The organism is Fictibacillus phosphorivorans (assembly GCF_023715845.1).
Taxonomy (GTDB): domain Bacteria; phylum Bacillota; class Bacilli; order Bacillales; family Fictibacillaceae; genus Fictibacillus; species Fictibacillus phosphorivorans_D.
Window position 1 is genome coordinate 1 of sequence record NZ_JAMBOR010000005.1, and the last position, 21245, is coordinate 21245.

Here is a 21245-nt window from a genome sequence, read left to right on the forward strand (position 1 = left end):
CGGATATTACCTACGTATGGACAATGGAGGGATGGGTTTATTTAGCGAGTGTTATGGACCTCTATTCTCGGAAGATTGTTGGCTGGAACATAGGGACTCGTATGACAAAAGAGCTGCCGAAAATAGCACTAGAAAGAGCTATCCAGTATCGAAAACCGACAAGTGATCTCATTCATCATTCTGATCGGGGCTCTCAATACTGCTCGAATGAATACGTGAACTCATTAGAAAAATACGGTGTGAAAATCAGTATGAGCCGAAAAGGAGATCCTTATGACAACGCGTGTATAGAGTCTTTTCATGCCACAATCAAAAAGGAGCTCATATATCGCCATCGTTTTATGTCCCGTCAAGAAGCGATAAGTTCCATTACCACATATATTATTAGCTTTTATAACGAAAGACGAAAACACTCTACGCTTGGCTATTCAACGCCGAATAAAGTGGAACGGGCGCATCGTTTATTAAGCATGTCAAAAATCTCATAAAGCGCCCATAATAAAAAGCCTCTGTGAAGAGGCTCATTGATGTTCATATGAAAATCCCTTAAGAATGGGACTCAATTGAATATTTCTCACAAAATTTATCTCCACTTTATTGACAGAAGTCCAAAACTCAGCTTTTTTGAGCGTAACTTCAATATTCTGAGCGAACGTGTAACAGAATATAAGAACACGTACCGTAAAAACACAAAATCTCATGAACAACCTAAAAGGACAGGGGCTTCTGCTCCTGTCCTTCGTCTATTGGTCTCCTATCCACTTATTCTATCTATATACGATTTACGCTTGCTGAGACTGAAACTGATCTTCTTCCGTTGACCCTTTCAATGCCGTTGTAGATGCTGTACCGCTTGAAACGAGCTGTGTGACTTCGTCAAAGTAACCTGTTCCAACTTCGCGCTGGTGGCGTGTAGCTGTGTAGCCGTCTCTTTCACTAGCAAACTCGCGCTGTTGCAGCTCGGAATAAGCACCCATCCCGCGTGTTTTATAGCCTTTTGCTAATTCAAACATGCTATGGTTCAGCGCGTGGAATCCAGCCAGTGTTACGAACTGGAACTTGTAGCCCATGGCTGCGAGCTGCTGCTGGAAGGTTTCGATCGTCGTATCATCCAGTTTCTTTTTCCAGTTAAACGAAGGGGAGCAGTTGTAGGCTAATAGTTTACCAGGGAACTGTTCATGAATCGCATTCGCAAACTTCTGAGCTTGCTCCAAGTTAGGTTCAGATGTCTCGCACCAGATCAGATCGGCGTACGGCGCATAAGCTAAACCGCGAGCGATCGCTTGATCCAGGCCAGCTCTCGTACGGTAAAATCCTTCAGCTGTACGTTCTCCTGTAATAAACTCCTGATCAACCGGGTCGATATCACTCGTGATCAAGTCAGCGGCGTCCGCATCCGTACGGGCAATCAGCACAGTCGGAACGCCCATCACGTCAGCTGCCAAGCGGGCCGAGATCAAGTTCTTCACTGCTGTTTGTGTTGGAAGCAATACTTTCCCGCCTAGGTGACCGCATTTTTTCTCAGAAGACAGTTGATCTTCAAAGTGAACTGCGGAGGCACCAGATTCGATCATGCCTTTCATCAATTCGAAAACGTTCAGTTGTCCGCCAAATCCAGCTTCGGCGTCCGCTATAATCGGCAAGAAATAATCTACCTCATTTCCGCCTTCTAAATGCTGAATCTGATCGGCGCGCTGAAGAGCAGAGTTGATTCGTTTTACCACGTGCGGCACAGAGTTCGCCGGGTACAAACTTTGGTCCGGATACATGTTTCCAGAAAGGTTGGCATCTGCTGCGACCTGCCAACCGCTTAAGTATACGGCTTTTAGACCTGCTTTTGCCTGTTGAACCGCCTGATTCCCCGTTAAAGCACCTAAAGCGTTTACATATGTTTCATTTTGAAGCATGTTCCAGAACTTTTCTGCACCATGTTTAGCTAATGTATGTTCGATATCGATCGATCCGCGCAGGCGGATAACCTCTTCCGCTGTATAAGGGCGGGTAATCCCTTGCCAGCGCTCATCATTTTTCCACATTTCCTTAAGTTTCTCCACACGTGTATTCGTCATTGGTCCCTCTCCTTAATGTGTTTTATATTTTGGATGTTGATTAAAAATGTTTTTTCCCTTCATTGACCAGTTGATTGCGGTGAAGGTGCAAGACTCCTGCGGGATGAGTGAAAGGTGAGACTCCTAATAGCGCAAGGCGCCGGAGGGTCACCGCGCACCCCGCGGAAAGGAGCACCAGTAACGGAAATCAACCTCTTTCAAGAGCTACAAAAAAATACTTTATAAAATCTCATAACCTCTGTTAGTCAAGAAATCCTGAAATTCGTCTTCACGGATCAGTTCGTCAAACAGCGTGACTGCTTCCATAAACCGGCCATTATTGAATGACTCTTCATTCAGTTGCTGTTTCAGTTTTTGAACTTCTTCCAACTTAAGCTCTTCTACCAGTTCGAACGTAACTTTACGTCCATCCTTTAAAACACCTTTAGGATGGCGGATCCATTGCCACACTTGGGCTCTTGAGATCTCAGCCGTCGCTGCGTCTTCCATCAGATGATTGATCGGCGCCGCGCCTTTCCCTCTCAGCCATGAAGCGATGTATTGAATGCCCACACTTATGTTGACGCGCAAACCTTCTTCTGTAATATCACCTTTTGGCACAGCTACTAAATCGTCAGCGGTTACCACAACATCTTCACGTTTACGATCGATCTGGTTCGGCTGTGGCATGATACGGTCGAACACTTCCATTGCAACAGGTACGAGTCCCGGATGAGCAACCCAGGTTCCATCATGGCCGTCAGTCGCCTCGCGTTCTTTATCTGCCCGCACTTTTTCAAAAGCGGCTGCATTTGCCTCCTCATCATTTTTAATCGGAATTTGTGCGGCCATCCCGCCGATTGCAGGAGCATTTCGTTTGTGGCACGTTTGGATCGCAAGCAGTGAATAAGACCGCATGAATGGTACAGTCATCGTAACAAGGGAACGGTCAGGCAAAATCACATGTGGCTGGTTACGGAACTTCTTTATATAACTGAAAATGTAATCCCAGCGTCCACAGTTCACACCTGCTGAATGCTCACGCAGTTCATAGAGGATCTCATCCATCTCAAACGCTGCAACGATCGTTTCGATGAGTACAGTCGCTTTGATGGTTCCCCTTGGAATACCAAGCTGTTCCTGCGCGTAGATGAACACATCATTCCAGAGACGTGCTTCTAAGTGGCTTTCCATCTTAGGAAGATAGAAGTAAGGGCCAGAACCGTTTTCGATCAGCGTTTTAGCATTATGATAAAAATAAAGTCCAAAATCTACTAAACTGCCAGACATCGGTTCGCCGTCGACAACGATATGCTTTTCTTCTAAATGCCAGCCGCGGGGACGGACGATGAGTACAGCTGGGTTTTGCCCAAGCTCATATCTTTTCCCGTTTGGTCCTTCAAAAGAAATGGTGCGGTTGACCGCGTCTTTAAGGTTAATCTGACCCTCAATTGTATTTTCCCAAGTCGGTGAGTTGGAGTCTTCTAAGTCTGCCATGAAAACTTTTGCACCGGAATTTAAAGCATTGATGATCATTTTCCGGTCAACAGGTCCTGTGATCTCAACCCGGCGGTCTTGAAGATCCTGAGGAAGGGGAGCAATTGTCCAATCGCTGTTGCGGATATGCTCTGTTTCTCTCAGAAAGGTAGGGAATACCCCAGCATCGATTTCCTGTTGTTTGATCTTGCGCATTTCTAGGAGTTCTTTTCGTGTTGAATGGAATTGCAGATGAAGCGATTTCAAGAATAGTTGGGCACCAGGTGTTAAGATCTTTTCATATTCGGGCGGGGTATTTCCTATGACTTGAAGATTTGACGTATCAATTTTCACTTTGAGCGACATTCCTTTCTGATTATGTTATCAAACAGGTGTTGCGTATTTCATTTGTTATATAACAGTACAGGCAAAAAAATATTTACCTTTCGTGTTTACCCATGCAGCGTTCGCATTCATAAAGGTAAGATTCATGCTGCTCCTCGATCACACATCCACATTCCACACACGTCTTCTTAGGGATATTATGGTGAAGCTCAAGATAGTTTTTCATTTTAAATTCCTCCTGTTTTTTTTGATTGATTTGATTATAATGCATTGTATTATAACAGTTTTAATTTTGCAACAACTGTTTTATAACATTTTTCGGTTTTTTCATAAATTAAGTCATCTGTCCTATATTTTTAGCTTTCATCCAAATATGAATTTCTAAAGGTTTGTTCTCCTTAGCAAGTTGATTGGAGCACAAGATGCGGGACTAGTGGTCAGGTGGAGACTCCCTAATGGCGCAAAGCGCCGGGAGGCTCACCGCCCGCCCCATGGAAAGCGAGCATCTGGAGCAGAAATCAACTACCCCCAATATGCTGCAACGTGTAAACAGATGTTTAAATGCTGTTATAGTACAAACCGTATAACACAAAACGACAACTCTATTTGAATTTTTAGAAAATAAACCTTACAATGAATGCATTCAAAGTAAACGTGGTGATCGTAGTGAAAATAGATGATACAGATCGAAAAATATTAGAGTTGTTGACTCATGATGGAAGAATGTCTTATGCGGAGATCGGCAAGGAGCTGAACCTTTCTCGGGTCTCCGTTCGCGAACGCGTCAACCAGATGAAAAAAGCGGGTGTTATTGAGAAGTTCAGCGTCGTTATAGATTCAGAGGCAGCAGGGAAAACCGTTTCAGCGTTCTTTGAAGTAGATTGTGAACCCGCTTATCTCGTAAAAGTAGCCGAGAAGCTAGTGAATAACCCAAGTGTGGCCAGCTGCTACCAGATGACAGGCCCGAGTACCTTACATATGCACGTATTAGTAGAGGATTTTCCTTCGCTCGAGAAATTCATCAACAATGAACTCTATGGAATCAAGGGAATCTCAAGAGTGGAATCTCATATCCTATTAAGAAGATTTAAAAGCAGATCCGGATTAAAACTATAATGAAAGCTAAGGCAGCATGCTCGTTACATAGCATGCTGCCTTTTTAGTTGTCGACAATCACTCGACTCTGCAATTCCCTTCATCCCTCATGTTCTGAACACACTTCCATCTTTTATAAGCATAAAATACTACATTTTTCGTTTTTCTAGGACAAATTCCGCCCCCTTCATTCAAAAGGATAAGAACATAGTTGTGATTTTATTTGGTTTATAACAATTCTATAGATAATAGTCAGAATATATTTTATAATCAGAAACAATATTAATCGGTTGTTAACTTGAATTGTAAATTAGGTTAACAAACGGAAAGTAAAAGAACGTAATACAATCGAAAAGTTGAAAAAAGGGGAGAGGTGAAGAGAAAATGGCAGGCTTGATCATCAGACGGGTTTTCCAGCTGCTGCTTTTATTAGTAGGCATCTCATTTATCGTTTTCATGAGCATGCACATTGCACTAGGAGATCCGGCAAGTATCATAGGCGGACCGACTGCGACCAAGGAAGATGTGGAGGCGATAAGAGAAAATCTCGGTTTGAACGACCCCTTGCTGACCCAATATTTTGAATATGTGAAAGGCATCTTTACAGGTGACCTAGGGTTCTCGTATCAAACGAAACAAGCAGTCTCTGAAGCCATCATCGATCGTTTTCCGAACACACTGAATCTAGCGATTGCGAGTATAATCGTCGCCATCGTAATCGGGGTAACAACAGGCATCATATCAGCCTTAAAACATAACACATGGTTTGACGGATTAAGCACGGTCATCGCATTAGGAGGAATCTCGATACCTAACTTTTGGCTAGGTGCGATTCTGATCCTGATATTCGCCGTCAACCTGCAGTGGTTCCCGGTTGGTGGTCTCACCGAACCATTCTGGACGATCGAAGGGATGAAACAGCTTGCCCTTCCAGCTATCACACTGGGTACAGGTTCAGCTGCCATGATCGCTCGAATGAGCCGGTCGGCGATGCTCGAAGTCATCCGGGCCGATTATGTACGGACTGCCAGAGCAAAAGGGGTTCGTGAAAAAACAGTGATCATGATGCACTGTCTACGTAATGCGATGATCCCCGTCATTACGGTTATCGGCTTAAACTTCGGCTTCCTGCTTGGAGGCACGATCATTACGGAATCTGTTTTTGCCATAAATGGAGTAGGAAGACTCATGATTGAATCCATCGCGGCTCGTGATTTCCCGATGGTTCAAGGTTCGGTTCTTCTTGTAGCAACACTTTTCGTTCTAGTAAACCTGATCGTCGATATCGTGTATGCCTTTATCGATCCACGAATCAGTTACGAATAAAAGGGGAGGGGGATACCATGTCAACGGAAGTCGTGACACAGCAAGTACCTTCACATCAGAAAAAGAAGGATGTTGCCCTTCTAAAAACATGGAAGCGGCTCATTAAAAACAAGATGGCAATTGTCGGACTGGTCATTATCGCCATCCAACTATTCATGGCGATCGCAGCACCTGCCATCATAGACGTTGATCCGAACAAGCAGAACCTGGAACTCAGTGAACTGCCGGTTGGTACGGAAGGACACTGGCTCGGAACCGATAATTACGGACGGGATATTTGGAGCAGGATCGTCTACGGCGCAAGAATCTCGTTATTCGTTGGGATTGGAGCGGTAAGTCTCGGACTGGTAGGCGGTGTGATCCTTGGACTATTATCCGGTTATTACAGAAGACTGGATGGTATTATTATGAGATTTGTAGATTTGATGTTTGCGTTTCCTGGAATTCTCTTGGCCATGTTAGTAATCGCCATTTTAGGGACAAGCCTCGTGAACGTCGTGATCGCGATTAGTATTTGGTCGATTCCAACGTGTGCAAGAATCGTCAGAGGAAGTGTCCTCTCGATTAAAAAGCAAGAATACATCATGGCGATGAAATCACTTGGGGCAAGCGACCTTCGAATCATGTTGAAGCATGTGCTGCCGAACTGTACAGCACCGATCATCGTCTTTGCCACGATGAGGATGGCCACAGCCATTCTATCAACAGCATCATTAAGTTTCTTAGGGTTAGGTGCACAGCCGCCGACTCCTGAATGGGGAGCGATGATTGCTGCCGGACAAGAGTATATGTGGACATCGCCTCATATGATCGTTGTTCCAGGGATCGCGATCATGCTCGTCGTATTTGCGTTTAATGTTGTCGGAGACGCACTCCGCGATGCACTAGATCAAGGGATGAGCTTGGATAAATAGAAGGGAGAGTTATAAATGGGGAAAAAGTGGTTTACGAGTTTACTAGCGGTTCTTTTTGTATTGTCGTTGGCTTTAACGGGTTGCAGCAGCAGTTCTTCATCAGGAGGAAGCGCTGGTGATTCAAAACAAGAGCTGACGTATGCAACAACGTCAAAAGTGGTTGGACTTTCTCCAATTCTTACAAACGATTCTGTATCCTCTACAATAATCGAGCAGATCTATGAAACGCTGTTTGTTCGTGACAACAAAGGGGAGATCGTTCCTCACCTTGCAGAGTCTTATGAAAACCCAGATGAGAATACGTGGGTGATCAAGCTTAAGAAAGACATCAAGTTCCATGACGGAACACCTTTTAATGCAGAAGCCGTGAAATACACATTTGATAAGTTAAAAGATCCTGCAACAGCTGCACCGCGTGCTTCTCTTTTAGAGCCGGTTTCCTCGATCGAAGTCCAAGACGAACATACGGTGGTATTAAAAACTGAAAAGCCGTACGGTCCGATGCTTGCCGCTTTAACACACTCAAATGCTGCCATCGTTTCACCGACTGCCGACAAAAAACAAGATCTGATGAAAGATCCTGTTGGAACAGGTCCATTCAAGTTCTCTGAAAAAGTAAATGGTGATGACATCGTACTTGTGAAGAATGAAGACTACTGGCAGAAGCCCGCGAAGCTCGATAAAATCACGTTCACGGTCGTTCCAGAAGTATCAACTGCGATCTCCATGCTCCAGACTGGAAAAGTTCAGCTGATTGATGGGTTGGCACCTGAACTGATGCCGCGACTGGAAAAAATCAAAAATGTTGAAACGCAAAAAGTGGACGGAACACCAGTTTACTACTTGGCGTTCAACATGGAAAGAGCGCTGATGAACGACCTGAAATTCAGACAAGCTGTCGCTCATGCGATCAACCGTGAAGGCTATCTGAAGAAGCTGAACGGATTAGGCGTCTATTCCAACACCTTCATCGGGCCGGAAGTTTTCGGACATCCAGAAGAAGAGAAAGGTCCTAAGTACGACCAAGCAAAAGCAAAAGAACTCGTAAAGGCAAACGGATTAGAACAAAAAGAAGTCAAGATGCTTGTACCGAACACCGCATCTTATATGAACATGGCAGAAGTCATCCAAGCTCAACTCAAAGAAGCAGGGATTCCAGTCAAGATCGAAACACTCGAGTGGGGCACATATCTAGATGTATCCAAAAAGGGTGACTTTGATATCACGATCGCCGGCTGGTCGAACGTAACGGGTGATGGAAGTGAACTATTATTCCCGCGTCTTCATTCGGCGAACATTGATGCAACAAACTTAAGCCGTTATAAAGATGCTGAACTTGATAAGCTGATCGAACAGTCTCGTTCTGTTGTCGATCAGGAACAGCGTAAGGAGATCTTAACGAAAGCAGATGAGTATGTGATGACACAGCTCCCTGTATTGCCGATCTATCATGGGATCGCATCAGCGGCTTATGACAAATCGGTTAAAGGCTTTACGATGGAACCTACAGGACAGTGGTCACTATACAGCGTTCATAGAGAGTAGGGATAACGATGAATGATTCGGTATTAGAAGTGAAAAATCTAGTTACTACGTTTAAGTCCGCGGACGGCCCTCTTCCGGCTGTCCGAGGCGCTTCTTTTTCAGTAAAAAAAGGTGAAACGCTCTGCATCGTTGGTGAATCAGGCTGTGGTAAAAGTATCACAGCCCTTTCCATCATGAGGCTTCTCCCTTCAAATGGAGGGATAACAGAGGGTTCCATCTCCTTTCACAATAAAGACTTAGCTTCGCTGTCCCCAAAAGAAATGCAGAAGCTGCGCGGAAATGATATCTCGATGATCTTTCAGGAACCGATGACAGCGTTGAATCCCGTGTTTACGATAGGTTTTCAGATCTGTGAGCCGTTGATGATCCATCAGAAACTTTCAAAGAAACAAGCACATCTAAGAGGGATCGAACTTTTAAAGATGGTAGGAATCCCGTCTCCAGCAGATCGGATGAACCAATATCCGCATGAGTTGAGCGGGGGGATGAGACAGCGGGTCATGATCGCGATCGCCTTATCCTGTAATCCTGCCCTCTTGATTGCTGATGAACCGACAACCGCACTGGATGTAACCATTCAGGCTCAGATTATCGATCTCTTGAACGATCTAAAAGAACAACTCGATATGAGTATGGTCATGATCACGCATGACATGGGTGTGGTGGCCGAGATCGCGGACCGTGTTATCGTCATGTATGCAGGAGAAGTGATCGAAGAAGGAAGAGTAGAAGAGATCTTCGAAAATCCGCAGCATCCATACACGAAGGGACTCCTATCCTCCGTTCCAAACGTCGATGATCCTGACTTTGAACTGAAGCCGATCGCAGGATCGATGCCGATGCTGAACGAACAGATCAGCGGGTGTCGCTTTCATCCAAGATGCCCTCACGCATTTGATAAATGTTTCAGTGAATCGCCAAAGACTTTTTCCGTAACAGATAAACAGAGCGTACGATGCTGGCTGCAAGAGGAGGTAGGACAGAATGGCGGTAGACGAGCAAGTTCTCTATAGTGTAAAAAATGTAAAGAAGCACTTCCCTATTAAAGGAGGTTTGCTACAGCGGGTAAAAAGCCATGTGAAAGCGGTCGATGGAATTACCCTTGATATTTATAAAGGCGAAACATTAGGTGTCGTTGGTGAGTCAGGCTGTGGGAAGTCGACACTCGGGCGAACCATCCTTGGACTTGAGTCTCTAACAGAAGGGGAACTTGTCTTTAACGGGAATAACATCAGTAAACACTCTGCGCGCCAGTTAAAGCCGTTTAAAAAAGAGATGCAGATGATCTTTCAGGACCCATATGCCTCTCTTAACCCGAAACAGCGGATTGGCGATGCGCTAGAAGAAGCTTTAATCATCCATACGAAGTTGTCGGCACAGGAACGAAGGGAGAAAGTGATTCAACTTTTAAATGAAGTCGGTTTAAAAGAAGAGCATTATGACCGTTATCCGCATGAATTCAGCGGTGGTCAGCGGCAGCGCATCGGAATCGCCCGTGCGATTTCCATCAATCCTTCTTTTATCGTATGTGATGAACCGGTTTCCGCCCTCGATGTTTCCGTACAGGCGCAAGTTATTAAACTATTAAAAGATCTGCAGGAAAAGCACGCACTAACGTACTTGTTCGTTTCGCATGATCTCGGAGTCGTTCGCCACCTCTGTAACCGGGTGCTCGTCATGTATTTAGGACAGATGGTCGAACTCGCGCCAGTAGAAAAGTTGTATGATAACCCGACTCATCCTTATACAGAAGCTTTGTTGTCAGCTATTCCAAGACCAGCTGTCGGGCGAAAAAGAGAAAGGATTCGTCTGACCGGCGATCTGCCGAGTCCTTCTAATCCACCAACGGGCTGTCCGTTCCATACTCGTTGTCCGATCGCGAAAGAACATTGTGCAATCGAAAAACCAGCATGGCGTGAGATTGATGAAGGTCATTTTATCGCCTGCCACGAAAGGTAAATACAAGAGGTGAAGAAGATGAATCGAACGAACCAAACATTGCCACATAAAAAACAAAAACTAGCGTACAATGCGTTGAACCATCCTTATTCTTCTCAAAGGATGACCGTCTACGCCAAGAAAGGGATGGTTGCCACTAGCCAGCCTTTAGCGGCACAAGCGGGTCTTGATATTTTAAAAAAAGGCGGAAATGCGATTGATGCTGCGATCGCCACAGCAGCTTGTCTCACGGTTGTAGAACCAACATCGAACGGAATCGGGGGAGATGCTTTTGCCCTCGTCTGGATAAACGGTGAATTGCATGGATTGAATGCGAGCGGTCCCGCACCAAGAGGGATCTCGATCGAGGAAGTGAAGAAGGCCGGGTATGACACGATGCCGAAGTTCGGCTGGTTACCAGTCACTGTTCCGGGAGCACCAGCAGCTTGGGCAGAGCTTTCGAGACGGTTCGGTAAACTTTCACTAAAAGAGGTCCTTGAACCGGCTATCTCTTATGCAGAAGAAGGCTACGCATTGACGCCGATCCTCGGCAAGTACTGGAAACGCGCTTATGAAACGTACAAACGGGAATTAAAAGGTAAAGAATTTGAGAGCTGGTTTAAAACCTTTGCGCCTGACGGACGTGCTCCGGAAGTAGGTGAGATCTGGCGTTCACCTGACCATGCTGAAACGTTAAAAGAGATCGCAGAAACAAACGGCGAGTCCTTTTACAGAGGTTTCCTCGCCCAACGTATAGCCGATGCTTCCGAATCTCAAGGCGGTTTTCTGAGACGTGAGGACTTGGCATCCTTTTACCCGGAGTGGGTAGACCCCATTAACGTGAACTATCGAGGTTACGATGTGTGGGAGATTCCACCGAACGGGCAAGGAATCGTAGCACTCATGGCCCTCAACACGTTAAAGGGCTTTGATTTTTCGGAAAAAGAATCAGCGGAAACGTATCATAAACAAATTGAAGCGATCAAGCTTGGCTTTGCTGATGCTAAAAAATATGTAACGGACAGATCTCGTATGCGGGTTTCTGTAGAAGGTCTGTTGTCTGAAAGATATGGTGAAGAAAGACGCGGCTTAATTGGGCATGAAGCCCTTCAGCCAGAGCCTGGAACTCCGCCGAGTGGAGGAACTGTCTATCTGGCAGCGGCCGATGGAGACGGTAACATGGTGTCGTTTATCCAGAGCAACTATATGGGCTTCGGTTCAGGTGTCGTTGTTCCCGGAACAGGGATCGGACTTCAGAACAGAGGGCACGATTTTTCGTTAGACCCTGACCATGATAATGCGCTCGAACCTGGTAAAAAAACGTATCACACCATTATTCCTGGATTCTTAACAAAAGACGGGGAAGCGGTAGGTCCGTTTGGTGTGATGGGTGGATATATGCAGCCTCAAGGCCATGTGCAGGTCGTGATGAACACGATCGATTTCCACTTAAACCCTCAAGCCTCACTGGATGCCCCACGCTGGCAATGGATCGAGGATAAAAAGGTTCTCGTTGAACGCTCGTTGCCTGCTCATATCGCAGACGAATTAGCAAGAAGGGGGCACGATGTTCAGGTTGCAATGGATTCGGGGAACTTTGGCCGCGGCCAGATCATTTGGAGAGACCCGGAAACAGGCGTGCTCGCGGGAGGAACAGAAGGTAGAACAGATGGCTCGATTGCCGCTTGGTAAACACCATCCACAACAACCTAGAATAAAGGACTTGATAACATGACGTATCTTAATTTGTTTCTTGCCTTTTTCCGGTCAGGCATGCTTGGCTACGGGGGAGGCCCCTCTTCGATTCCCTTAGTCCATAAAGAAGTCGTCGAAAAATACAAATGGATGAACGATGAAGAGTTCGGCGATGTGTTGGCGCTTGGGAACACGCTGCCGGGACCGATCGCGACCAAGATGGCAGGCTATATCGGGTATCGTGTAGCTGGGTTTCTCGGGCTCACCATCGCGCTCCTGGCTACCATGCTCCCGACGATTTTCCTGATGATCTTACTGCTGACGTCATTAAGAGAATTTAAAGATCAGTCGTGGGTTCAAGGCATGACAAAAGGGGTTATACCAGTAGTTGCAGTGATGCTGGCCGTGTTGACCTGGCAGTTCGTTCAAGCTTCCAAAAAGAGTCTTGGACTAAAAGTAAGCCTTCTACACTTGTTCGCTGGTGTCGTGCTTCTACAGTTCCTCGGTATGCACCCAGGCATCATCATCGGACTATTGCTGGCATACGCATTATTTGGTCCAGTTAAAGAAAAGAAGGATCGTAATGAAAATGCGGTTCGCGTGCGGGAAGGAGAAAAAACAGGATGACATACTGGCATATATTTCTCGCGTTTTTTATACCAGGTATTCTTGGTTATGGCGGCGGCCCGGCTTCTATTCCTTTGATCGAGAATGAAGTGGTCGATCGGTATGAGTGGCTGTCGGTAACCGAATTCACTGAAGTATTAGCGCTCGGCAACACATTGCCGGGACCGATCGCCACCAAAATGGCAGGCTATATCGGGTTTCAAGAAGGCGGTTGGCTCGGAGCCTTGGTCGGTGTTTTTGCGACAGTCGCTCCATCGCTCATACTCATGGTCGCGTTTCTCGGCCTTGTTTATAAATTCAAAGATTCCCCACGAGTAAAGAATATGAGTGCGTATGTAAAACCCACTATCGCTGTGCTGCTTGGGATTATGGCGTATCAATTCTTTTCCGAGTCGTTTACAGGTGTAGGCTGGATGCATACCTTGTTTTTAGCCGCAATGAGCTTTTTCCTAATGGAGAGAGTGAAGGTATCACCTGTTTTCGTGATTATTGGGTCACTTGGATATGGCGCTGTATTTTTAGCTTGATGAAAGACGGAACCTAGTGGGAGGTTTCGTCTTTTTTACTTTTGTGGAATAATAACCCTCCATCTACTTTTCCTGTTAAAAATTCGGGTCAAAAGCCTAGTGTGAGAGCAAACGAGATAGGAAATAGTATACCTAGTAATAGAAAAAACTAGGGAATAGGAGGGATGTTCATGTTTGGGTTCGAGGATTTGTGGAAGTTTTTCTTTTCCTTTTTTCTGGTGTTACCGATCGTGACTTTTATCCACGAAGCAGGTCATCTCTTTTTTGGAAAAGTAACGGGCGGGCACGTGCGCATCCATATAGGAAGCGGCAACAGACTGTTTACAATCGGTCCATGTCATATTCGAAAGCTTTATTTTTGGGATGGCTGGTGTGAATATGAAAATTTGAGCAATCATACAAGAAGGCATTTAGTAGCGGTTTATCTGGGAGGTCCGCTTTTTACGATCTTGAGCATGCTGGTCGTGAATGGACTCATTCATTTGGAAATCATAAAGGCCGGCGTCTTTACGTATCAGTTCGTGTATTTCTCCTTCTACTTTGTTTTCTTTTCATTGATTCCGATCACGCACAACGGACATCCAACAGACGGAAAAGCAGCATGGGATGTTATCAAACAAGGAACGATCGAAAAAAATCCATTAGGATAGATAGAGTGGAACGTTTGGGTGAGACATGCCAGACGTTTTTTTGTGTCTCAAAAACATTGAACCAACTTCTTACTTCCTTATGATAGAATAGTTTCATTATGGAGTAACAGGCATTCTGGACAAAACAAATGAATACTTTTTAAGGAAGCGGGGGTCATCAGGATGAAACCGATAGTGTTGGGAATCGCTGCCGCCTTTTTCTTTGGCGTCACCTTTATATTGAACCGATCGATGGATCTAACAGGGGGAAGCTGGTACTGGAGTGCATCGCTTCGCTTTTTTTATATGGTCCCGTTACTGTGGATCATCGTCTGGATGCGAGGCAACATCAAGCCCGTATTTCAGGAACTAAAAGCGCGTTTTGGAACATGGTTTTTGTGGAGTTCAGTCGCGTTCGTTTTGTTTTACGCACCGATCACGTACGCAGCAGGTTTTGGAGAAGCATGGCTCGTCGCCGCGACTTGGCAGATTACGATCGTTGCGGGATCTTTGCTCGTTCCGTTTTTTTATGAAGGAGATGGGAAAAATAAAGGAGCTCGGCAGAAAATACCGTTTAAAGGTCTCGGATTTTCTGTGCTCATCTTAGCAGGTGTCGGACTTGTTCAAATTCAGGAGGCTGACGGAGTAAACGGCGCGGCTTGGCTGCATGTAGTCCTGCCTGTACTTATAGCAGCAATTGCCTATCCGCTCGGCAACCGAAAGATGATGATCGTTACGAACAAACGGCTTGATGCGTTTCAGCGTGCTTTCGGTATGACGATCGCATCTCTACCGTGGTGGGTTATCCTCGCGGCTGTTGGCTGGTTTCAAACCGGAACACCGACAACAGATCAGCTTTGGCAAAGTTTTTTAGTCGCGATCTCATCTGGTGTCATCGCAACGGTACTCTTTTTCCAAGCGACGGACCTTTGTTCGAACAACCCTGTTAAACTAGCAGGTGTGGAAGCCACCCAATCAGCTGAAATCATTTTCGTACTCGCAGGCGAAATGTGGCTGTTATCGATCGCAACGCCAACAGTGCTGTCTTTATTTGGTGTTCTTGTCATCATGCTGGGCATGTTTTTACACAGTTATTATGGAAAAACCGAGGTTGTGCAAAAAAAGTCTATCAAACTTGCAAAATGATGAATAAAAAAATGTAGGTTGGGAATAGTAGTACTACCCCCCCTTTTTATATAGTAATTTGGAACAGCCGTTGCCCGTAGCAGCGGTTGTTTTTTTGTGCTAAAAAAGAGAGGGATTTTTATGTATATAGAGAAATCCGTTAAAATGAATACATAGATTATCGGGTAGTGAATGGGATTTCCATCTATCCTTGAGGGTGAAAGGAGGGTTTTGAATGGATTCGCTTAAACGGTTGAATGATGCGATTCAGTATTTGGAAGAGAATCTCGAGTATGAGATTGATATGAGGGAAGTTGCAAAACGTGCGTATTGCTCGGAGTACCATTTTAAACGGATGTTTAATTTTCTCGCAGGTGTTCCGTTATCCGAATATATCCGCCGGCGGAGACTGACGCTTGCCGCTTTTGAACTTGTACATGGTGATGCCAAGGTGATCGACGTCGCTGTAAAATTCGGGTACAGCTCACCTGATGCGTTTACGAAAGCCTTTCAGCAGCTGCATGGCGTGACTCCATCAGAAGCTAAGAAGCATGAACATTCGCTAAAAGCGTATCCACGCATGACCTTCCAATTATCCATACAAGGAGGAAATGAAATGAACTACCGTATCGTGGAGAAAGACGCGTTTCGTATTGTTGGTATAAAAAAGAGAGTACCGCTGATCTATGAAGGGGTAAATCCTGAGATCGCAGCGATGTGGCAGAGTTTGACGATGGACTTGATAAACGAGATGAAAGATTTATCAAACATCGAGCCAAAAGGACTGATCAGTGCATCCACAAACTTTTCAGAGAGACTGGCTGAAAACAGTGAGCTCGATCATTATATTGCGGCAGCCACAACAAAGGAATGTCCCGATCATTTAGAAAAGCTGGAGGTTACGGCTTCTACATGGGCTGTTTTTGAAGCGATCGGACCGTTTCCGGAAACGCTGCAAAATGTTTGGGGACGCATCTACTCGGAGTGGTTCCCGTCATCGAATTATGAACAGACAAAAGGACCAGAAATCCTATGGAACGCAGATAAAGACACTACTTCTCCAACGTTTAGAAGCGAGATCTGGATACCGGTGAAAAAGAAATAATCGTAATGAAAGTATCTATCATAAAGAAAGAAGCATCGGCTTAAACACCGATGCTTTTTTGCATGCAGGATGGATGTTTTTGCGCGATTACTGATCCACGATTTCCTTCAGCTTGGTCTGCCACTTGTCATCATCCAGAATGATTTGAAAGGAGATCCGGCGGTTCTTTTGGAGTGCCCCAGCCGAATTGCCTTTTGCGATCGGCTTATATTCGCTGTAGCCGGTTGCCGCTAAGTACTGTGCATACTCTTTTTTAGCGAGTTTCGGATTTGCTTTTCCGAGATAATCAACGACCGCCACCGCACGCTGAGTGGAAAGTGACCAATTGTCATAGGGAACCGAGTCGGTATGGCCTTCGATCAAGATGATATAGAGGTACTGGCTCATGTCCTTTTCTTCGATGATCGCAGCAAGCGCATCGGCGAGCGGATCAAGCACCTGTTTTCCTTTTTCAGAGATCTCGGCACTTCCGGTATCGAATAAAATATTTCCCTCCACGGAGATCGTGTTGTTCGGACCGCGGACGATCTTGTCTTTACCCACATTTTCTTCCAGCTGTTTTTGGATGAGGTCAGAAATATGCTTCTTCACCTCAGCCACTTGACCGAGCTCACGTTTGATCTGCGCCTGATCATACGCGTTATAGATGCTCTGCACATACGCGAGGATCGCAATGAACACCATGACGAGTACCATCATGGCCATCATATCGGTAAAACTCGGCCAGAAAATCTCTTTCGTATCCTGATCGTCTAGGTGGTAGTAAGATTTACGTGCCTTCATAGCTGTTATCGTCTCCTAATCTCAGGCATGCGTTCATCGGCCACATATTCAGGCTGACGCGGAATCCGAGTCTCATAGACAACCTGGTTCGATTGATTCATAGCGGCTTGATAGATTCGCTGCAAGAGATGATACATATCGGAAAGTGTGCGGTTGTTATCCGTGATGCTGCGGTTCAAGCCTTGATGCAGATTTTCAAGCGTACGTGCAAGTTCACGCATCTCATCATCACGGCCATGCTGATTTTGCGAGTTATGAAGGGCAGAAGCGAGCTGACGGCTCTGACTGTCCATGATGTTTCGGACTTGGTCTGTAAAATCTCTTTTGATGTGTTCCACCGCGGAATAAAAGCTTTTTTCGAGTTGGCCGACAGATGATGCGAAGTCCGCTGACGCTCTGCCATATTCGCCTTGTTTTTCAGCATAGCGATAATGCCACTCATCCTGTTTTTGGGCGAGGCGGTTCTCGAGCGCTTCATGCTGGTTCTGGTAGTGCTGAAGCTGTTCCTGCATACCGCGGAGCATGCTCTGTGCATGTTCTTCTGACCGGCGCTGAGCTTCCTGCAGCATTTTATCGGAACGCTGGATGAGCTGTTCAAACTTTTGCTGGCCTTGCGTGTGGCGGTCGTTACTCGTTTTGAGCTGCTGCTCGAACGAGGAGATGTTTTTGGCGAGCGCATTGATGCTCGTGTCGACGGTCTTTTGAATGGTGCCTAGTTCTTTTGTTGTCTCGTTAAAACGCTGGCCAAACTCATCGAGCTGGGTGGCGGAAGCGGCAAAACGCTCTGAATGCTGACGCTGCGCTTCAAAAATACCGTTTACGTCTTCCATCGCTTTTTCTAGACCTGCCGTGAAATTCACCATCTGTGAAGCAAATTCTCCAAGTGTTTTGTCAAAGGAAGATTCCACACGTGCGGCAAGGCGATCAAGCAAGCGTTCAACAGAATCTTGCGGCTTGTCGTTGATGAGCACACTGTTCACATGATGATCCAGATAGACCTCGCAATCTGCTAAAAGCTTGTTTTGCATATAAGAAAGGGAAGTACCTTGTGAAAAAAAGCCGGATTGAATTAGGTTAAGAAAGAGTGCCGCGCCAATCCCCGCGATACTCGTAAAAAAGGCAACACTCATCCCTTCAAAAGGTGCCGTGAGCGATGAGATGATCGAATTTAACGTAAGATTTGAATCCGCCGGTTGGGTGCCAAGCGTCATTAAAGTGTCCTGCATCGATAACAGGGAAAGGGTGAGCCCGATAAATGTTCCGAGTACACCAAGGATAATGGTGAAAGACGGAAGCTGATTTAATAGTTTCTGAATGTTGCCGACAGGCACGCGGAAGATGCCGAGTAACGGAATGCGTTCGTTGTACAAATGTTTTTCGATAAGCGCCTGTGTGTTGAGCTGCGGCACACCTGCCAGGTGAAACTGTTTATAGTCCGTTGTGACACGCTGAATCCACTGTGAATATGCCTGCTGTTCTGGATTCGTTTCAAGCTGCTGTACTTCTTTCGTCCATTTCCGAAGATGATAAGCGGTCTGTGTATAGCCCACGATGCCTAGGAAAATCAGAAATCCAATGACCCCCACGATGATTAAAGTAAGTTGATCCATAATGCCACCCCTCAGATGTCTTGTCTTCACTACTGATAGATATGTCCTAGTTGTGGGAAATATTTAGGGAAATGGGGTCTGACCCCAAACAAATACAAAAACCCCGGAATTGTCCATCTCGAATGGACAATCCCGGGGTTTACCATTTCAACCTATTTTTCTTTTAAGCGGCTTCTTCTTCATCGCTCTGTCTTTTTACCAATTCATTATAGAATGCGGCATTAGCCGTGCTTAAATATGGAGAGAGCCAAATAAATCCGATTCCCAAAGTGATTATACTTAAAAGGATCCAGCCGATAAAGCTCAGCTGAAGAACGAAGTATTTCCACTTATAGCCGTGCATCAGCTTACGGCTTTTTGTGATTGCCGCATTGATTCCGATCTCAGGGTTATCTTTTAGCACGAAATACGTTTGTGAATAAGCAAACGCCTTAATGATCCCTGGAACTACTAAAAGCAGGAACCAGAAAAACAAATAGACCATCGTGAGGAGATACGTTCCAAGGAGCTTCAAGTACATGCTGATCTCTGAGAAGGCTTGAAAGAGACTGGAAAACTTGATTCTTTCTCCTGTACGAACGACAGATAAGAACGTCCACAGATATCCGACATACAAGGGAAGCAATACGAGTGTAACGATAAACGTGCTTGCTTGAGTACCCTCAGAAGGATCGGTGGATAGCCAGTTTTCAAAACCGCCGCTCTGATTTATTTCGATAAGCAGTGGAATTACATAATATAAAGCACCGAAAAACAAAGTAAATATTGCTGCTCGGCCCCATTGTCCTTTTAATTGTTGTTTCGCTTCTTTTTTAAACGTTTTAGATTTCATTCCTCTTCACCTTTCCTTCACACTCAGTTGATTATACTACTATATTTTGGTGAATAGTACTGTTTAAAGGGTAGACTACTATTATAATTACTTCAAGATTATGAGTAAAATAGAATAAACAAAAACGAAAGCAGATTGGGGGGGAACCAATGAGTGATCTAGTGAAGGGATATCCGGCTGTCCTACTTTTTGACGGAGTATGCAACCTCTGTAATTCCAGTGTGCAGTTCATACTAAAAAACGAAAAGAAACCCGATCTTGCATTTGCTGCTATCCAGTCTGAAGCCGGGAAGAAGCTTTTGGCACATTATAAAATGGATCCCAACGAAACAAACTCGGTCATCCTGATAGCAAATAATCACGTATATACAGAATCTGACGCGGTGTTAAAGGTAACGCACCATCTAAAGTTTCCATACAGCTTAGGGAAAGTTCTGTTCGTTATTCCAAAAGCAATCCGTAATTTCTTTTATAAGAAGGTCGCCTTAAACCGGTACAAATGGTTTGGGAAACGGGAAAGCTGTATGATTCCAACACCAGAACGAAAGAAAAGGTTTCTGGAATAGTTTTGAGGAGCAAATTTCATAAAAAAACATACCTCTTAATAGGATAAAAGAAAAACCTAAAAGGGGTTTTTGCTATGGGGCAAAAAGTTTTGTTCTTTGGGGATGTGGGGATTGATGATACCATCGCTTTAACTTACGCATACCTTAATGACGAAATTGATATCGTTGGCGTTGTTTCGGACTATGGAAATGTCTCCAGAGAACAGACGATAGCGAACGTACATTATATCGCCAAACTGTTTCATTTTCCCCAAGATGTAAAGACCATTGGTGGAGCAGAAGTTCCTATGACGGGAGAACAGCCCAAATTTTACCCAGAAGTTCACGGAGAATACGGCTTAGGACCAATCGTACCTGGTCTATATGAAGGGGTGATTGAAAATTTTTTCGAGATAGTGAATCTAATCAATCAATATGAAAACGAACTAATCATCGTAAATGTTGGGAGACTTACCTCTCTAGCAACGATGTTTATCTTGTTTCAATCCTTAATGAAAAAAGTGAAAGCTTACTATATCATGGGTGGAGCGTTTTGGGTCCCGGGTAACGTTACGGCAGTTTCTGAAGCAAACTTTCATGGCGATCCCATTGCGGTTAAGATCGTTCTTACATACGCAAACAACCTGACGATTATCCCGTTAAATGTAACGGACCGCGCATTAGTCACACCAGAGATGGTGGACTATATTGACTATAAAGGGAAAGCTCCTTTAGTAAAACCATTGCTGGATTTCTATTATAAGTTCTATAAAAAAACCAACCCGAGCATCCAAGGAAGTCCGGTCCATGATGCGATTACATTGATGGCGGTTATTCGAGAGGACATGTTCACCTACAGAACGCTGCCTGTACACATTGGTCTTAGAGACGATGCGATTGCCAGAGGTCAAAGTATTGCTGACATTCGGCCATATATCAATTTTGGTGAAGAAGATAAAAAGCATCGGATCGCCTTTGACTTTAATTACACGTACTTTTTTAACGACTTTATGACGATCATGACCGGAGAGAAATTTGGTTAAAGACTTACAAAGCTGGGCTGGCTTTTTTTAAAAATAA

At 45.0% G+C, this 21245-nt stretch carries 21 protein-coding genes; 15 read left to right on the forward strand and 6 right to left on the reverse strand.

What is annotated here, in order from left to right; translation table 11 throughout:
• A partial coding sequence (locus M3206_RS05600) for an IS3 family transposase (RefSeq protein WP_251311518.1) occupies window positions 1–488 on the forward strand: 488 nt, incomplete at its 5' end.
• Between the two features lie 294 nt (window positions 489–782).
• On the opposite strand, the gene aceA is transcribed toward M3206_RS05600, so the two are convergent.
• The 3 genes from aceA to yhfH all read right to left on the reverse strand — a co-directional run bounded on the left by aceA (window position 783) and on the right by yhfH (window position 4095).
• Window positions 783–2069, reverse strand: a complete 1287-nt coding sequence (aceA, locus tag M3206_RS05605) for an isocitrate lyase (RefSeq protein ID WP_251311519.1) — start codon at window positions 2067–2069, stop codon at window positions 783–785.
• Between the two features lie 219 nt (window positions 2070–2288).
• Complete coding sequence (gene aceB / locus M3206_RS05610) at window positions 2289–3890, reverse strand: malate synthase A (protein ID WP_425590710.1); 1602 nt, start codon at window positions 3888–3890, stop codon at window positions 2289–2291.
• A 73-nt stretch (window positions 3891–3963) separates the two neighbouring features.
• Window positions 3964–4095 carry a protein YhfH gene (gene yhfH, locus M3206_RS05615; RefSeq protein WP_251311521.1) on the reverse strand — a complete coding sequence of 44 codons (132 nt, stop codon included), beginning with the start codon at window positions 4093–4095 and terminating at the stop codon, window positions 3964–3966.
• A 440-nt stretch (window positions 4096–4535) separates the two neighbouring features.
• Here yhfH and M3206_RS05620 point away from each other — a divergent pair, with 440 nt between their 5' ends.
• The 12 genes from M3206_RS05620 (at window position 4536) to M3206_RS05675 (ending at window position 16395) form a co-directional block, all read left to right on the forward strand.
• On the forward strand, window positions 4536–4985 hold the full coding sequence (locus M3206_RS05620; RefSeq protein ID WP_251311698.1) for an Lrp/AsnC family transcriptional regulator: 450 nt from the start codon (window positions 4536–4538) through the stop codon (window positions 4983–4985).
• 363 nt (window positions 4986–5348) lie between these two features.
• A complete protein-coding gene (locus tag M3206_RS05625; protein WP_251311522.1) occupies window positions 5349–6290 on the forward strand; it encodes an ABC transporter permease in 942 nt (313 codons plus the stop codon).
• 17 nt (window positions 6291–6307) lie between these two features.
• Window positions 6308–7204 (forward strand): ABC transporter permease, encoded by an 897-nt coding sequence (locus tag M3206_RS05630; protein WP_251311523.1) that lies wholly within the window; start codon window positions 6308–6310, stop codon window positions 7202–7204.
• Between the two features lie 15 nt (window positions 7205–7219).
• Window positions 7220–8749, forward strand: coding sequence for a glutathione ABC transporter substrate-binding protein (locus tag M3206_RS05635; RefSeq protein ID WP_251311524.1), 1530 nt, complete (start codon window positions 7220–7222; stop codon window positions 8747–8749).
• An 8-nt stretch (window positions 8750–8757) separates the two neighbouring features.
• On the forward strand, window positions 8758–9762 hold the full coding sequence (locus M3206_RS05640; protein ID WP_251311525.1) for an ABC transporter ATP-binding protein: 1005 nt from the start codon (window positions 8758–8760) through the stop codon (window positions 9760–9762).
• On the forward strand, window positions 9734–10708 hold the full coding sequence (locus M3206_RS05645; protein WP_251311526.1) for an ABC transporter ATP-binding protein: 975 nt from the start codon (window positions 9734–9736) through the stop codon (window positions 10706–10708). The genes M3206_RS05640 and M3206_RS05645 overlap by 29 nt, the downstream gene beginning before the upstream one ends.
• Before the next feature lie 18 nt (window positions 10709–10726).
• Window positions 10727–12379 (forward strand): gamma-glutamyltransferase family protein, encoded by a 1653-nt coding sequence (locus M3206_RS05650; protein WP_285876770.1) that lies wholly within the window; start codon window positions 10727–10729, stop codon window positions 12377–12379.
• Between the two features lie 39 nt (window positions 12380–12418).
• Window positions 12419–13009, forward strand: a complete 591-nt coding sequence (locus M3206_RS05655; protein WP_251311527.1) for a chromate transporter — start codon at window positions 12419–12421, stop codon at window positions 13007–13009.
• Entirely contained in the window at window positions 13006–13536 is a 531-nt protein-coding gene (locus M3206_RS05660) for a chromate transporter (protein ID WP_251311528.1), read from the forward strand. The genes M3206_RS05655 and M3206_RS05660 overlap by 4 nt, the downstream gene beginning before the upstream one ends.
• Before the next feature lie 170 nt (window positions 13537–13706).
• The gene (locus tag M3206_RS05665; RefSeq protein ID WP_251311529.1) at window positions 13707–14186 is read left to right on the forward strand and encodes a hypothetical protein; all 480 of its coding nucleotides are present in this window, start codon (window positions 13707–13709) and stop codon (window positions 14184–14186) included.
• Between the two features lie 162 nt (window positions 14187–14348).
• Window positions 14349–15311, forward strand: a complete 963-nt coding sequence (locus M3206_RS05670) for a DMT family transporter (RefSeq protein WP_251311530.1) — start codon at window positions 14349–14351, stop codon at window positions 15309–15311.
• Between the two features lie 214 nt (window positions 15312–15525).
• Window positions 15526–16395, forward strand: a complete 870-nt coding sequence (locus M3206_RS05675; RefSeq protein ID WP_251311531.1) for an AraC family transcriptional regulator — start codon at window positions 15526–15528, stop codon at window positions 16393–16395.
• 87 nt (window positions 16396–16482) lie between these two features.
• On the opposite strand, the gene M3206_RS05680 is transcribed toward M3206_RS05675, so the two are convergent.
• The 3 genes from M3206_RS05680 to M3206_RS05690 all read right to left on the reverse strand — a co-directional run bounded on the left by M3206_RS05680 (window position 16483) and on the right by M3206_RS05690 (window position 19620).
• Complete coding sequence (locus M3206_RS05680) at window positions 16483–17178, reverse strand: OmpA/MotB family protein (RefSeq protein ID WP_251311532.1); 696 nt, start codon at window positions 17176–17178, stop codon at window positions 16483–16485.
• A gap of 5 nt (window positions 17179–17183) precedes the next feature.
• Entirely contained in the window at window positions 17184–18728 is a 1545-nt protein-coding gene (locus M3206_RS05685; protein WP_251311533.1) for a hypothetical protein, read from the reverse strand.
• A gap of 223 nt (window positions 18729–18951) precedes the next feature.
• Window positions 18952–19620, reverse strand: a complete 669-nt coding sequence (locus M3206_RS05690; protein WP_251311535.1) for a DUF975 family protein — start codon at window positions 19618–19620, stop codon at window positions 18952–18954.
• A 149-nt stretch (window positions 19621–19769) separates the two neighbouring features.
• Between M3206_RS05690 and M3206_RS05695 the strand changes: the two genes are divergently transcribed.
• On the forward strand, window positions 19770–20186 hold the full coding sequence (locus M3206_RS05695) for a thiol-disulfide oxidoreductase DCC family protein (RefSeq protein ID WP_251311536.1): 417 nt from the start codon (window positions 19770–19772) through the stop codon (window positions 20184–20186).
• A gap of 74 nt (window positions 20187–20260) precedes the next feature.
• Window positions 20261–21208 (forward strand): nucleoside hydrolase, encoded by a 948-nt coding sequence (locus tag M3206_RS05700; RefSeq protein ID WP_251311537.1) that lies wholly within the window; start codon window positions 20261–20263, stop codon window positions 21206–21208.
• Window positions 21209–21245 lie beyond the last annotated feature (37 nt).

Bases quoted from the DNA above. Each gene is read 5' to 3' on its own strand.
- M3206_RS05630 (WP_251311523.1), top strand. From the start codon at position 6,308: ATGTCAACGGAAGTCGTGACACAGCAAGTACCTTCACATCAGAAAAAG.
- M3206_RS05660 (WP_251311528.1), top strand. From the start codon at position 13,006: ATGACATACTGGCATATATTTCTCGCGTTTTTTATACCAGGTATTCTT.
- yhfH (WP_251311521.1), bottom strand. From the start codon at position 4,095: ATGAAAAACTATCTTGAGCTTCACCATAATATCCCTAAGAAGACGTGT.
- M3206_RS05640 (WP_251311525.1), top strand. From the start codon at position 8,758: ATGAATGATTCGGTATTAGAAGTGAAAAATCTAGTTACTACGTTTAAG.
- M3206_RS05700 (WP_251311537.1), top strand. From the start codon at position 20,261: ATGGGGCAAAAAGTTTTGTTCTTTGGGGATGTGGGGATTGATGATACC.
- M3206_RS05655 (WP_251311527.1), top strand. From the start codon at position 12,419: ATGACGTATCTTAATTTGTTTCTTGCCTTTTTCCGGTCAGGCATGCTT.
- M3206_RS05675 (WP_251311531.1), top strand. From the start codon at position 15,526: ATGGATTCGCTTAAACGGTTGAATGATGCGATTCAGTATTTGGAAGAG.
- M3206_RS05665 (WP_251311529.1), top strand. From the start codon at position 13,707: ATGTTTGGGTTCGAGGATTTGTGGAAGTTTTTCTTTTCCTTTTTTCTG.
- M3206_RS05690 (WP_251311535.1), bottom strand. From the start codon at position 19,620: ATGAAATCTAAAACGTTTAAAAAAGAAGCGAAACAACAATTAAAAGGA.
- M3206_RS05635 (WP_251311524.1), top strand. From the start codon at position 7,220: ATGGGGAAAAAGTGGTTTACGAGTTTACTAGCGGTTCTTTTTGTATTG.
- M3206_RS05695 (WP_251311536.1), top strand. From the start codon at position 19,770: ATGAGTGATCTAGTGAAGGGATATCCGGCTGTCCTACTTTTTGACGGA.
- aceA (WP_251311519.1), bottom strand. From the start codon at position 2,069: ATGACGAATACACGTGTGGAGAAACTTAAGGAAATGTGGAAAAATGAT.
- M3206_RS05680 (WP_251311532.1), bottom strand. From the start codon at position 17,178: ATGAAGGCACGTAAATCTTACTACCACCTAGACGATCAGGATACGAAA.
- M3206_RS05645 (WP_251311526.1), top strand. From the start codon at position 9,734: ATGGCGGTAGACGAGCAAGTTCTCTATAGTGTAAAAAATGTAAAGAAG.
- M3206_RS05650 (WP_285876770.1), top strand. From the start codon at position 10,727: ATGAATCGAACGAACCAAACATTGCCACATAAAAAACAAAAACTAGCG.
- aceB (WP_425590710.1), bottom strand. From the start codon at position 3,890: ATGTCGCTCAAAGTGAAAATTGATACGTCAAATCTTCAAGTCATAGGA.
- M3206_RS05670 (WP_251311530.1), top strand. From the start codon at position 14,349: ATGAAACCGATAGTGTTGGGAATCGCTGCCGCCTTTTTCTTTGGCGTC.
- M3206_RS05625 (WP_251311522.1), top strand. From the start codon at position 5,349: ATGGCAGGCTTGATCATCAGACGGGTTTTCCAGCTGCTGCTTTTATTA.